13 protein-coding genes, 1 tRNA gene and 1 pseudogene are annotated in these 12035 nt (G+C 70.3%); 5 read left to right on the forward strand and 10 right to left on the reverse strand.

Annotated features, from left to right (window positions below; genetic code table 11):
* Window positions 1-48 precede the first annotated feature (48 nt).
* The 8 genes from ACFZDJ_RS45660 to ACFZDJ_RS45695 all read right to left on the reverse strand — a co-directional run bounded on the left by ACFZDJ_RS45660 (window position 49) and on the right by ACFZDJ_RS45695 (window position 7969).
* Entirely contained in the window at window positions 49-1725 is a 1677-nt protein-coding gene (locus tag ACFZDJ_RS45660) for a long-chain fatty acid--CoA ligase (protein WP_385370396.1), read from the reverse strand.
* A 148-nt stretch (window positions 1726-1873) separates the two neighbouring features.
* Window positions 1874-2419: a SigE family RNA polymerase sigma factor gene (locus tag ACFZDJ_RS45665; protein WP_390938115.1), complete on the reverse strand. Its 546-nt coding sequence runs from the start codon at window positions 2417-2419 to the stop codon at window positions 1874-1876.
* A gap of 244 nt (window positions 2420-2663) precedes the next feature.
* Window positions 2664-3833 carry a lipid-transfer protein gene (locus tag ACFZDJ_RS45670; protein ID WP_390938117.1) on the reverse strand — a complete coding sequence of 390 codons (1170 nt, stop codon included), beginning with the start codon at window positions 3831-3833 and terminating at the stop codon, window positions 2664-2666.
* Window positions 3830-4225, reverse strand: coding sequence for a MaoC family dehydratase (locus ACFZDJ_RS45675; RefSeq protein WP_390938195.1), 396 nt, complete (start codon window positions 4223-4225; stop codon window positions 3830-3832). Before ACFZDJ_RS45675 ends, ACFZDJ_RS45670 begins: the two co-directional genes overlap by 4 nt.
* A 113-nt stretch (window positions 4226-4338) precedes the next feature.
* Window positions 4339-5370 (reverse strand): acyl-CoA dehydrogenase family protein, encoded by a 1032-nt coding sequence (locus ACFZDJ_RS45680; protein ID WP_391068270.1) that lies wholly within the window; start codon window positions 5368-5370, stop codon window positions 4339-4341.
* Window position 5371: 1 nt separating this feature from the next.
* A complete protein-coding gene (locus tag ACFZDJ_RS45685) occupies window positions 5372-6280 on the reverse strand; it encodes an OB-fold domain-containing protein (RefSeq protein ID WP_391068273.1) in 909 nt (302 codons plus the stop codon).
* Window positions 6277-7440, reverse strand: a complete 1164-nt coding sequence (locus tag ACFZDJ_RS45690) for an acyl-CoA dehydrogenase family protein (protein ID WP_390938123.1) — start codon at window positions 7438-7440, stop codon at window positions 6277-6279. Before ACFZDJ_RS45690 ends, ACFZDJ_RS45685 begins: the two co-directional genes overlap by 4 nt.
* Window positions 7441-7663: 223 nt before the next feature.
* Window positions 7664-7969, reverse strand: coding sequence for a hypothetical protein (locus ACFZDJ_RS45695; protein WP_329366595.1), 306 nt, complete (start codon window positions 7967-7969; stop codon window positions 7664-7666).
* 361 nt (window positions 7970-8330) lie between these two features.
* Between ACFZDJ_RS45695 and ACFZDJ_RS45700 the strand changes: the two genes are divergently transcribed.
* The 3 genes from ACFZDJ_RS45700 to ACFZDJ_RS45710 all read left to right on the forward strand — a co-directional run bounded on the left by ACFZDJ_RS45700 (window position 8331) and on the right by ACFZDJ_RS45710 (window position 10255).
* Window positions 8331-9251 carry a bifunctional DNA primase/polymerase gene (locus ACFZDJ_RS45700; RefSeq protein WP_391068276.1) on the forward strand — a complete coding sequence of 307 codons (921 nt, stop codon included), beginning with the start codon at window positions 8331-8333 and terminating at the stop codon, window positions 9249-9251.
* A 10-nt stretch (window positions 9252-9261) separates the two neighbouring features.
* The gene (locus tag ACFZDJ_RS45705; protein ID WP_384924635.1) at window positions 9262-9693 is read left to right on the forward strand and encodes a hypothetical protein; all 432 of its coding nucleotides are present in this window, start codon (window positions 9262-9264) and stop codon (window positions 9691-9693) included.
* A gap of 208 nt (window positions 9694-9901) precedes the next feature.
* On the forward strand, window positions 9902-10255 hold the full coding sequence (locus ACFZDJ_RS45710) for a VOC family protein (RefSeq protein WP_391068280.1): 354 nt from the start codon (window positions 9902-9904) through the stop codon (window positions 10253-10255).
* A gap of 146 nt (window positions 10256-10401) precedes the next feature.
* On the opposite strand, the gene ACFZDJ_RS45715 is transcribed toward ACFZDJ_RS45710, so the two are convergent.
* Complete coding sequence (locus ACFZDJ_RS45715; protein WP_391068283.1) at window positions 10402-10626, reverse strand: hypothetical protein; 225 nt, start codon at window positions 10624-10626, stop codon at window positions 10402-10404.
* Between the two features lie 131 nt (window positions 10627-10757).
* On the opposite strand from ACFZDJ_RS45715, the gene ACFZDJ_RS45720 reads away from it, so the two are divergent.
* Window positions 10758-10937, forward strand: a complete 180-nt coding sequence (locus ACFZDJ_RS45720) for a hypothetical protein (protein WP_391068286.1) — start codon at window positions 10758-10760, stop codon at window positions 10935-10937.
* A gap of 18 nt (window positions 10938-10955) precedes the next feature.
* On the opposite strand, the gene ACFZDJ_RS45725 is transcribed toward ACFZDJ_RS45720, so the two are convergent.
* A tRNA-Ser gene (locus ACFZDJ_RS45725) sits at window positions 10956-11042 on the reverse strand.
* Window positions 11043-11316: 274 nt separating this feature from the next.
* On the opposite strand from ACFZDJ_RS45725, the pseudogene ACFZDJ_RS45730 reads away from it, so the two are divergent.
* A pseudogene (locus tag ACFZDJ_RS45730) lies at window positions 11317-11541 on the forward strand (IS30 family transposase); the annotation flags it as partial.
* Window positions 11542-12035: the final 494 nt, after the last annotated feature.

Genomic DNA, 12035 nt, shown 5'->3' on the forward strand with positions numbered 1-12035 from the left:
TGTTTCACGTGAAACAGCACCCCAACCGTCATTCTGTCGCCGAGGACCTCAGAGCTGGGTGACGTCCAGCGTGCCCTCCGCGTACTGCCTGCGCAGCACCTTCTTGTCGAACTTGCCGACGCTCGTCTTCGGGACCGACTCGATGATCGTCCAGCGCTCGGGGAGCTGCCACTTGGCGATCTTGCCCTCCTCGGCGAGGAAGGTACGCAGCGACACGAAGTCGGCGGTGGCGCCCTCCCTGAGGACGACCGTGGCGAGAGGGCGCTCGCCCCACTTGTCGTCGGGAACGGCGACGACGGCGGCCTCCGCGACGGCCGGGTGGGACATCAGCGCGTTCTCCAGGTCGACGGAGGAGATCCACTCGCCGCCCGACTTGATGACGTCCTTGGCGCGGTCGGTGAGGGTCAGGAAGCCGTCGTGGCTGATCGTGCCGACGTCGCCGGTCTTGAGCCAGCCATCCTCGCTGAACTTGTCGGCGGGGCGGACCGGTTCGGCGCCCTGGCCGCCGTAGTAGGCGCCCGCGATCCAGGGGCCGCGCACTTCCAGCTCGCCTGCGGACTCACCGTCCCAGGGGAGGCGTTCGCCGCCGGGGCCGGTGAGGCGGGCCTCCACGCCGGCCGGGAAGCGGCCCTGGGTGAGGCGGTACGCGAACTCCTCGTCCGTGCCCATGGCACTGGCCGGCGGCCGGGCGATCGTGCCCAGCGGGGAGGTCTCCGTCATGCCCCAGGCGTGGCAGACGCGCATGCCCAGCTTGTCGAAGGCCTCCATGAGGGAGGGCGGGCAGGCCGAGCCGCCGATGGTGACCTGGGTGAGCGAGGAGACGTCCCGGGGCTTGGCGTGCAGTTCGCCGAGCAGGCCCTGCCAGATGGTGGGGACGGCCGCGGCGTGCGTCGGCCGCTCGGACTCGATCATCTCGGCGAGCGGCGCGGGCTGAAGGAAACGATCCGGCATGAGGAGGTTGACGCCGGTCATGAACGTGGCGTGCGGCAGGCCCCAGGCGTTCACGTGGAACTGGGGGACCACCACGAGCGAGGTGTCCTGGTCGGTGAGCCCCATCGACTGGGCCATGTTGACCTGCATGGAGTGCAGGTAGATCGAACGGTGGGAGTAGATGACGCCCTTGGGGTCGCCGGTGGTGCCGGAGGTGTAACACATGGCCGCGGCGGCCCGCTCGTCCAGCTCCGGCCAGTCGTACGTCGTCGGCTTGCCCGCGATCAGCTCGTCGTACTCGTGCACCTGGACGCTCGCGCCCTCGAGCAGCGAACGGTCACCGGGGCCCGACACGACCACGTGCTCGACCGTCGGCAGATGGGGGAGCAGCGGCGCGAGCAGCGGCAGCAGCGAGCCGTTGGCGATGATCACGCGGTCGGCGGCGTGGTTGACGATGAAGACGAGTTGTTCCGCGGGGAGGCGGAGGTTGAGCGTGTGCAGGACGGCGCCCATGGAGGGGATCGCGAAGTACGCCTCGACGTGCTCGGCGTTGTTCCACATCAGCGTCGCCACACGGTCGTCGTCCTCGACACCGAGGTCCTCGCGCAGTGCGTGCGCGAGCTGGGCGGCCCGGTCGCCGATCTCGGCGTAGGAACGGCGCTGCGGCTCTCCCTCACCCGTCCAGGTGATCACCTGCGATGTGCCGTGGATGGCCGACCCATGGGTCAGGATCCTTGAGATCAGCAGCGGTACGTCCTGCATCGTGCTCAGCACGGCGTCCTCCCGGGGCGACATTGCCTACGAGGCGGTAAGGGATGCGCTGATTCTGCGCACATACCACGCGGTATGTCACTAGCTCCGGACGATCGATCAGGTCACAGGGGTCGTTCGGCGCGGACGGGAACTTTTCCGCGGGGGCCGTTGGGCCCGGATCTGCCGAAGGTCAGCGCACGGGTTCCAGCTCGGGGTCCTCGCGCAGCTTGCCCAGCGCCCGTGACACCGCCGACTTGACCGTGCCGACGGAGACACCGAGTACCTCCGCGGTCTGCACCTCGCTGAGGTCCTCGTAGTACCGCAGGACGACCATGGCCCGCTGCCGGGCCGGGAGCTTCATGATGGCGCGCCACATCGCGTCGTGCAGCGCCTGTTGCTCGGCCGGGTCCCCGGCGGGGACGCCCTCCGGCTCCGGCAGTTCGTCGCACACGAACTCGTCGACCTTGCGCTTGCGCCACTGTGAGGTCCGGGTGTTCAGCAGCGCACGCCGTACATAGCCGTCGAGTGCGCGGTGGTCCTCGATCCGCTCCCACGCGACGTAGGTCTTGGTCAGCGCGGTCTGCAGCAGGTCCTCGGCGTCGCTCGGGTTCGCGGTCAGCGAGCGGGCGGTACGCAGCAGCACCGGCTGGCGTGCCTTCATGTACGACGAGAACGACGGGTACGGAAGGGTCCGCGTCCCGACGTTCGAACCCCTGGTGCAGACGAGTGTGGTCATGGCTCCACGCTAGGAGTGACCCCTACCTTTTCGGATCGGCCGCAGGTCCCGAAGCGATGTCCCCCTCAGGTTGTAGGCGGGGGGCTGGCCCCACCTCCTGAGGGTGGACGAGCGGCCCCCGCACCCTGAGGGTTCACCCCTGAGGGACCCATACGGCAGTAGTACGGCGGCGGCTGCCGTACTACCCGGAGAGGCCCCGAGGGCTCCGCGACGCACGGAGAGCCGAGCGAGCCCGACAGCGTACTCACCCCCCGTCCGCCCCCAGGATCAGCCCCGACGTGGGGACCCCGGTGCCCGCGGTGACCAGGGTGCGGCGGGCGCCCGGTATCTGGTTCACGGATGTGCCGCGCAGCTGGCGTACGGCCTCCGCCACCCCGTTCATCCCGTGCAGATACGCCTCCCCGAGTTGGCCGCCGTGGGTGTTCAGCGGCAGCCGCTCCTCGGCGACGAAGTCCGCGGCCTCCCCCGGCTTGCAGAACCCGAACTCCTCCAACTGCATCAGCACGAACGGCGTGAAGTGGTCGTACAGGATGCCCACGTCGATGTCCTTGGGGGTCAGCCCCGAGGTCCGCCACAGCTGGCGCGCCACGACCCCCATCTCCGGCAGCCCGGTCAGCTCGTCCCGGTAGAAGCTCGTCATCTGTTCCTGCGCCCGGCCCGCGCCCTGGGCGGCCGCGGAGATCACCGCGGGTGGGTGCGGCAGCTCCCGGGCGCGCTCCAGGGAGGTGACGACCAGCGCCTGGCCGCCGTCCGTCTCCTGGCAGCAGTCCAGCAGCCGCAGCGGCTCCACGATCCACCGCGAGGCCGCGTGTTCGGCGAGGGTGATCGCTCTGCCGTGGAAGTACGCCGCCGGGTTCGTCGCCGCGTACTTGCGGTCCACCACGGCGACGTGGCCGAACGCCTCGGGCGTCAGTCCGTAGGTGTGCAGATACCGCTGGGCCGCCATCGCCACCCAGGACGCCGGGGTGAGCAGCCCGAACGGCAGCGCCCAGCCCAGCGCGACCCCCTCGGCGGACGGCTCCCGCTGCTGCACCCCCGCCCCGAATCTCCGCCCCGACCGCTCGTTGAACGCCCGGTAGCAGACCACGACCTCGGCCACCCCGGTCGCCACCGCGAGCGCCGCCTGCTGGACGGTCGCGCAGGCCGCCCCGCCCCCGTAGTGCACCCGGGAGAAGAAGGACAGCTCGCCGATCCCGGCCGTCTGTGCGACGGTGATCTCCGGACTGGTGTCCATGGTGAACGTGACCATCCCGTCCACCTCGGCCGGTGTCAGCCCCGCGTCGTCGAGCGCCGCCCGCACCGCCTCCGCGGCGAGCGTCAGCTCGCTGCGCCCGGAGTCCTTGGAGAACTCGGTGGCCCCGATCCCGACGATCGCCGCCCGGCCGCCGAGCCGGTCCCTCGTGCGCACGCTCACGAGACACCTCCGGGCGGCAGGGTGACCGTCACGGTCCCGGTCACATGTCTGCCGATGCCGTTCGCCCCGACGACGCGCACGGTCGCGGTGTCGCCCTCGACCTCTTCGACCCTGCCGGTCAACACCATTGTGTCGCCGGGGTAGTTGGGCGCCCCCAGCCGTATGGCCACCTTGCGGAGGACGGCGTCCGGCCCGAAGTGGTCCGTGATGTACCGCCCGACGAGGCCGTTGGTGGTCAGGATGTTCATGAAGACGTCGGGGGAGCCCCTGTGCCGCGCCAGCTCGGCGTCGTGGTGCACGTCCTGGTAGTCCCTGGACGCGATCGCCCCGGCCACGATCAGCGTGCGCGTGATCTCGATCTCCAGCGGCGGCAGCTCGTCACCGGCCCGCACGCACTCGCCCTCTCCGGCCCGCACGCGCTCGCCCTCCCCGGCCCGCACGCGCTCGCCCTCTCCGGCCCGAACGCGCCGTCCCTCACCCCGCACGCGCTCCCCTTCCCCGGCCCTCATGTCTCCTCCTCCCCGCTCGCGATCAGCTCCCCCAGTTCCTGGAGGACCTCGCTCCCGCACCCCAGGTACGCGTCCAGCTGCCGCCCCCACAGGAAGTGCCGGTGCACCGGGTGCTCCAGGTCGGCGCCCGTCCCTCCGTGCAGATGCTGGCCCGTGTGCACGACCCGCTGCCCCGCCTCGGACGCCCACCAGGCCGCGGTCAGCGCGTGCGTCGCGTACGCGAGCCCCTCGTCGCGCCGCCATGCCGCCTCGTACGCCGTCACCCGTATCGCCTCGGTGTCCATGTACGCGTCCGCGGCGCGGAGTTGGACACCCTGCTTGGCGGCGAGCGGACGTCCGAACTGCTCGCGTGTGTTGGTGTGCTCCACGGCTCGTGCCAGCGACCCGGCGCACACGCCGGCCTGCAGCCCCGCGAAGGCGGTCCGGGCGGTGGCGAGCACGTCGTCGTACGCGTCCGCCCCGCCCACCGGCTCACCCGGTGTCCCGTCGAGCGTCAGCCGTCCCGCCGCCCAGGGTGCCGTCAGCTCGACCGGCGCGCACCGCGCGTCAGCTGTCCGTACGAGCCACAACCGGCGCCGGTCGTCCGCGACGAGCACATGGGTGGCGTCACGCAGCCACGGCACCACGGGGACGACTCCGCTCAACCGCCCCGCCGCGTCCGCCTGTACGCCCCCCGGCTCGAAGACCGCCCCGCACACCACCGCCGTCCCGTCCCCGATCCCCGGCAGCAGCCGCTCCCGCAGCTCCGGTGAACCGTGGGCCGACACCGCCAGCAGCCCGTACACGCAGCTCGCCGCGAACGGCACCTGGGCCGTGGTGCGCCCCTGCTCCTCCAGGAGCAGCACCAGACCGAGCAGCCCCGTGTCCGCGACGGCCGCCACCAGCCCGGCCGCGCAGAGCGCCTTCCACGTCTCGGCGTCGCTGCCGGTGCCGGCCGCGGCGAGCCGCTCCGGGGTGGCGAGGTCGCCGAAGATCCGCGCCGCCAGGTCGCGGGCGGCCGTCTGTTCCTCGGTGGGCGTGAAGTCCATGTCAGCCTCCCCCCTCCGCGCCGGCCCGGAAGACCGGCAGCACCAGCTCCTCGTCGTACCGCTCGAACCGGAGCCGCACGGGCATACCGATCCGCACCTTGTCGTACGGCACCCCGATGACGTTGCTGACGATCCGGACGCCCTCGGCCAGCTCGATCAGGCCCACGGCGTACGGAGGGTCGAAGGCGGGGAACGGCGGGTGGTGCATGACGACATACGAGTAGACCGTCCCGTCTCCGCTCGCCTCGACCGTGTCCCACTCCGGGGAGCCGCACGCGCCGCACCCCGGCAGCCAGGGAAACCGCAGCGTCCCGCAGCCCCCGCACCGCTGGATCAGCAGCTGGTGCCGGCCGACGCCCTCCCAGAACCCGGCGTTGTCCCGGTTGACGACCGGTCGCGGCCGGGCCGCCTTGGACTTGGTGCGTGCCGGGGCGTACTTGAGGATCCGGAAACGGTGCGTACCCGCCGGCTCCCCGTTCGCCCGTACGTCCATCCGTGTCGTGACGAAGTGCCCGGTGCCCAGCTTGGTGGTCTTGCGCTCGGAGACCGACTCGATCACCGCGTCGAAGGTGATCTCGTCGCCGGGCCGCAGCGGACGCAGATACTCCTGCTCGCAGTCGGTGGCCACCACGGAGGTACAGCCGGCCTCGTCGAGCAGACCGAGCAGCTCGTCGTACGCGTCCGAGCGGCCCTCGTGCCCGGACAGGCCGCCCATCGTCCACGCCTGGAGCATGGTGGGCGGCGCCACGGCGTCCGGACCCGTGTACGCCGCGTTGGTGTCGCCCATCGCCTCGCACCAGTGCCGGATCATCGGCTCGTTGACCCGGTCCTTGCCCACGCCCGCGACGGCCGCCGCACGCCCTTCGTACGCCTTGAGCCGCGCCACCGGCCCGGCCGCCTCGTCGCTCACCGCCGCCCCCTCGTCATCCCGAGCCGCATGGTCGCCACGATCTCCCGCTGCACCTCGCTCACCCCGCCCCCGAACGTGTTGATCTGCGCCGCCCTGTTCATCCGCTCCAGCTCGCCGTCCCCGAACACACCCGGCGAACCGGAGCGCACCAGTGCCCCCGCACCCACGACTTCCTGACACATTCGGTACGAAGCGACCGCCGATTCCGTTCCCGCGACCTTCACCCCGCTCGCGTCGCCGGGGGCCAGCCGGCCGGCCCCGACATCCCCCACCAAACGCCAGTTGAGCAGGCGTGATGCCGCCAGCCGGGCATGCACCTCGGCCAGCCGAAAACGCACCCAGGGCTCGTCAACGCGACGCCGTCCCGTCACCGGATCGGGGGTGCGCACCGCCCGCAGCGCGGCCGCGTAGAAATCCTCGGCCTGCATGCCGATCGCGGCGAGCGCGACCCGCTCGTGGTTGAGCTGGTTGGTGATGAGCTCCCAGCCGCCGTTCTCCTCGCCGACGAGGTTCGAGGAGGGGACGCGGATGCCGTCGTAGTACGTGGCCGTGGTGGTCAGCCCGCCCACCGTCTCGATCGGTGTCCACGAGAAGCCCGGCGCGTCCGTGGGCACGAGGACGATCGAGATGCCCCGGTGCTTGGGCGCGTCGGGGTCGGTGCGGCAGGCGAGCCAGATCCAGTCGGCCTGCTGGGCGTTGGAGGTGAAGATCTTCTGCCCGTCGATCAGCCAGGACTCGCCCTCCCGCACGGCGCGCGTGCGCAGCGAGGCCAGGTCCGTGCCCGCCGAGGGCTCCGAGTACCCGATCGCGAAGACGAGGTCGCCCTTGAGGACGCGCGGCAGGAAGTACTCCTTCTGCGCCTGACTCCCGTATTTCATGAGGGTCGGTCCGACGGTGTTCAGCGTGACCATCGACACCGGCGCTCCGGCCCGGTACGCCTCGTCGAAGAACACGAACTGCTCGTCGGCTCCGCGCCCTTGGCCCCCGTACGCGACGGGCCAGCCGATGCCGAGCAGTCCGTCGGCGCCGATGCGGCGCAGCAGCGCGCGCTGCCTGCCGGGGTCGTCGGCGGGCGGGGGACCGTCGGGCATCAGGTCCCGGAAGTACGTACGCAGTTCGGCGCGCAGCCGTTGCTGGCGCTCGGTGGGGGCGAGGTGCACGGCGGCGGCCCTCCCGGACCTCGTACGAACAAGGTTTTCTGACTGTCCGTCAGATATCGAAGGCTGTCAAGGTCACGACGGACCCGTCGAGGCCGGACACGCGAAAACGCCTGCGCGACGGCACCGAAGCACCGTCGCACAGACGCGTTACTACCCCACGAAGCACCCCACACGGTGCTTCAAGGCCGGTGAGCCCGTCGAGGTCGGGCGAACCGGCCCCGGCTCACCAGAGGTTGGTGAAGTTGATGACGGTGTGCGACTGGTCGATGGCCGTGAACGCGGAGTTCTTGACCTGAGCCGTGTTGCTCTGGTTCGAGGCCCCGGAGCCGACCGCCTGCTGCTGTGTGGTGGAGGAGTTGCCGTTGTTGTCGTGCCCGACCCCGCTGCCGCTGACGGTTGCCACGCCCGCGTTCGATCCGTCGTCCGCGAACGCGCCGTTGTCCGCCGCGGCGACACCCGTGAAGAGGGCGGCGGCGAGGGGCAGGGCCGAGACGGCGGCGAGAACACGGGCGGTACGGATGCTTGCCATGTGAATTCCTCCAAGAACCGGATGTACGGACCGGCGCGAACCGGGAAGTACTGCTCGTTCCAAGGCGGTTGGCCGACCGCCCCGGCGCTGATCACGACGTCGCGAGTCCAGAGTTGCCCACCGAATCCCCGGCGAACCACCCCGGAAGCCATGATTCGCCCTCAAGCGTGAGTACATGTCGATAAACCCTCTTCATGACAAGAAACCCCAGCTCGGGTCGGATCGGACAGCTCGCTCCCGGGCACCCCAAGGGAGGAACCGTTCCATCACTTTTCTGATCAATCCCTGCCGAATCACCATCCGGCACCCCCGCACCCGGCGAGCCCTTCCCTTTTTCGAACACTCGTACGAACATGGAGGCATGGCCACCATCGACCGGCAGGCCACGACCCTGGCCCTGGCCCACGCCCTGTCCGCCGCCGAACGCGGCCTCGCGGTGATCCCGCTGTCCCGCACGAAGCTCCCGGCCCTGCGTTCCCCCCACCGCGACGACCCCGATCCCAACCCGCCGACCCCTCCCTGCCGCGGCGAATGCGGCCGCTTCGGACACGGCGTGTACGACGCCTCCACCGACCCCCGCCGCATCCGCGCACTCTTCGCCGCCGCGCCCTGGGCGACCGGCTACGGCATCGCCTGCGGCCTCGACCCGCACCGCCTCATCGGCATCGACCTCGACACCAAATCCGGTACGGACTCCTCGGCCGCCCTGCGCGAACTGGCTCTGCGCCACCTGTTCACGATCCCGGAGACGGTGGTCGTGCTGACCCCGAGCGGCGGCCGCCACCTCTGGCTGACCGGACCGCCCGACGTGGTCGTCCCCAACTCGGCGAGCCGACTGGCCCCAGGCATCGACATCCGCGGCGCCGGCGGTTACCTGGTCGGACCCGGCTCCCGCACCGAGCACGGCGTGTACGGAACCGCCCCGGGCACCGCCCAGTTGGCGCCAGCGCCCTGTCCGCGCGAACTCCTGCGCCTGCTCACACCCCCGCCCCGCACGCACCACCGCGCGCCCCCTGCAACCGGCCAACACGGGCAAGGACTGGTCCAGTTCGTGCTCGCCGCCCACGAGGGCCAGCGCAACACCCGCCTCTTCTGGGCCGCTTGCCGCGCCTACGAGAACGGCATCGGCCCGGAGCTGACCACCGCACTCGTCGAGGCCGCCGTCCGCACCGGCCTCACCGAACGCGAGGCCCGCTCGACGATCGCCTCGGCGTCCCGGATGACGTTCCCACGCCCCGAGCCACCGGAAAACGGAACGACACCACGAACCGCCCGTCCCTAGGCTGCGCGCCATGGCACTGACCCACGTCACCCTCACCTCGGGCAGAACCGTCGAGATATCCGAGCTGCGTCTCACCTCGACCTACGGCGGAATGCTCGAGGGCTACCCCTTCAAGCGCTGGAACGACGGCATCGTCGACCGCCTGGCCCGGCGCACGGTGGCGGCGTTCCCGAACACCCCGACACACCTCGTCACACCCCACCGAGACCATCCGGACCTGCCCGCCGGCGGCTTCGGCCCGGTCGAACTGCTCCCCGCCGTGACCTGCGTCGGCCTCTTCCATTCCAGCGCGGTCGACCCCGCCCTCGACCCCGTCCTCCACCGCTCGGCCCTCGCGGTCGCGTGGTTCCAGGCCACCCCCGACATCCCGTCCGGCCACACCGCCGATCCGGCCCTGCGCGCCATCCCCTGGGAGGAAGCCGCCCAGGACTTCGAGTTGTGAGCCGTCGCGGGCATGCCGAAGGGCGTGCCCCGCGGCTCTGCAAGTACCCGACTGCGCCGACGCCCGCCCACACGTGGACAGGGCCAGGGCCAAGCAGTGGGGGGCCAGAGCGGTAGTTCGGGAGGCCGACCAGTCAGCCGCTGCGTGGCCTCCCTCTGAGCGCTTCAAGCGCCTGATTTCGAAGCCCTGGTAGGCCTAGGCTCGGCTGATGACCTTGGAATGGCAAAATGTAATTGTTCACTCGGCAGATCCGGAGGCCCTGGGGCAGTGGTGGGCCGAGGCTCTTGGTTGGGTCGTGGTCCACTCCTCCGATGTGGAGTTCGCGATCCGCCCGGAGCCGGATCGCCTGCCAGGGCTGGAGTTCGTCCGGCTTGATGAGAGCAAGAAGGCCAAGAGCCGACTGCATCTCGACTTCGTGCCTGATGATCAGGACGCCGAGGTGGCTCGCCTCGAGGCTCATGGCGCGAAGCGTGTTGACATCGGTCAGGGTGACCAGTCGTGGGTTGTCATGGCAGACCCCGAAGGCAACGAGTTCTGTGTCCTTGGCCGACGGCACCAGTGAGAACCCCTGAGAGCGCACGCGTTCAGCCCGGCGAGCTTGCAGTTCAGAGGCTGGGTAAAGGCGCAACGAGCTGACATCAGCGCCTGACACCGACACCAGCGAACTGCATGTTCGGCTGACACGGCCGCCGGAGACGGCCGCTGCCGTCAGCGCAGCAGGGTGTGTGCCCCGGCCGCCAGGAAAACGGCTCCCGCGATCCCGAATCGGATCCGCAGGGCGGTAGGACTCCACCAGGGCGTTGCGTACCGGGGCCGCTGCCTGAACACTACGTCCGCCCGATCCCACACCCACACGTCCACACCGCGGTAGCCGCCGGCCACCGCGCCGAAAACGCTGCCCGCGATCAGTGCGAGCACCCCACGCAGCACCACGGCGTTTCCCTCCCCCTCTCCCCCCCACGACCAGCGTCGCCATCGCGGAACTGCCGCAGGGAGCGCCGAAGGTGCCCACACCTGATGCGCTCTGTCGACCGCTCCGTACAGTGCGCGGGGAGAGGGGCGACATGGTTGATCAGAACTGGGGCGATGACACCGAGTACCACCGGGTCGTGGGGCGGGCGTGGGTCATGGTGGCGGTCGCCTCGTGTTGCTCGTTGGTGGCGGTCGGGTTCGTCGCCCTCGCTGTCTTCGGCGTGGGCGTCTTCGCAACGCACATGAGAACGGCCCCCGACCGATTTACCTGATCAGGGGCCGTTCACCTGCGGTGGGTGTGGGATTTGAACCCACGGTGACATCGCTGCCACGACGGTTTTCAAGACCGTTCCCTTAGGCCGCTCGGGCAACCCACCTGGGCCCCGCCCACCAGGGGCGGAGCGGGTACAGCGTACCGGCTCCGGGCGTTTCGCAGCGGCCATGGTCCACACGGGGTCCACTGGCTCTGTTCCACGTCCCACGCCCACTGCGCCGATCATCAGCACCCGGTCCGCGGCCCCAGGCCGACGCGGGTAAGCCTAGGGCTGTGCTGGCCTTGTCGGCATCCCCAGAGAGAAGCGCCCCGCTGGGCCCTGTGCCCGCGCCCTCCCGCGGACTCCGTGGAGTACGACCGCAGAGAGAACCCAGCGACCGGTCTACTTCTGCGACCCGGCCAGTCCCTGGCAGCGCGGCTCGAACGAAAACGCCAACGGACTGCTTCGGCAGTATTTCCCTGAGGGCACCGACCTTTCGGTGCACGACCGCGAGCACCTGGACACCGTCGCAGCCGAACTCAACAGCCGCCCACGCAAGACGCTCGGCTGGGAAACCCCAGCCGAGCGCCTGCATAAACCGCTCGCCACCACACGTCAATAATCACGTGTTGCGACGATCCCTGTTTCCTCATGAACGTGAGACTTCGCTTCTCAGAAGCCGCCGACGTTGCAAGACAGCCATGCGAACGAGCGGCTGCTATCGAGCCGGGTGACTGCGGCCCTTGTGGCCGTTGCCCTTCGATCCCTTGTCACCCTTAGATCCCCAATCTCCCTTATGCCCCCTAGGGCCCCTGTCTCCCTTGTGCCCCCTAGGACCCCTGTCTCCCTTGTGCCCCTTCGGGCCCCTGTCTCCCTTATCTCCCTTATCTCCCTTCGGACCCTTGTCCCCCTTCGGTCCGGGAGGTCCAGAGGGGCCGGGGGATCCGGTCGGACCAGCAGGCCCAGAGGGGCCAGGGGATCCGCTCGGACCAGCAGGCCCAGAGGGGCCAGGGGATCCGCTCGGACCAGCAGGCCCAGAGGGGCCAGGGGATCCGCTCGGACCAGCAGGCCCAGAGGGGCCAGGGGATCCAGTCGGACCAGCAGGCCCAGAGGGGC

The sequence above is a fragment of the Streptomyces sp. NPDC007896 genome (genome assembly GCF_042959425.1).
Lineage (GTDB): Bacteria > Actinomycetota > Actinomycetes > Streptomycetales > Streptomycetaceae > Streptomyces.

What these genes read in the sequence shown, in the direction of transcription:
- ACFZDJ_RS45660 (WP_385370396.1), bottom strand. Translation starts at nt 1,725, where the DNA reads ATGTCGCCCCGGGAGGACGCCGTGCTGAGCACGATGCAGGACGTACCG.
- ACFZDJ_RS45665 (WP_390938115.1), bottom strand. Translation starts at nt 2,419, where the DNA reads ATGACCACACTCGTCTGCACCAGGGGTTCGAACGTCGGGACGCGGACC.
- ACFZDJ_RS45680 (WP_391068270.1), bottom strand. Translation starts at nt 5,370, where the DNA reads ATGGACTTCACGCCCACCGAGGAACAGACGGCCGCCCGCGACCTGGCG.
- ACFZDJ_RS45695 (WP_329366595.1), bottom strand. Translation starts at nt 7,969, where the DNA reads ATGGCAAGCATCCGTACCGCCCGTGTTCTCGCCGCCGTCTCGGCCCTG.
- ACFZDJ_RS45700 (WP_391068276.1), top strand. Translation starts at nt 8,331, where the DNA reads ATGGCCACCATCGACCGGCAGGCCACGACCCTGGCCCTGGCCCACGCC.
- ACFZDJ_RS45705 (WP_384924635.1), top strand. Translation starts at nt 9,262, where the DNA reads ATGGCACTGACCCACGTCACCCTCACCTCGGGCAGAACCGTCGAGATA.
- ACFZDJ_RS45710 (WP_391068280.1), top strand. Translation starts at nt 9,902, where the DNA reads ATGACCTTGGAATGGCAAAATGTAATTGTTCACTCGGCAGATCCGGAG.
- ACFZDJ_RS45720 (WP_391068286.1), top strand. Translation starts at nt 10,758, where the DNA reads ATGGTTGATCAGAACTGGGGCGATGACACCGAGTACCACCGGGTCGTG.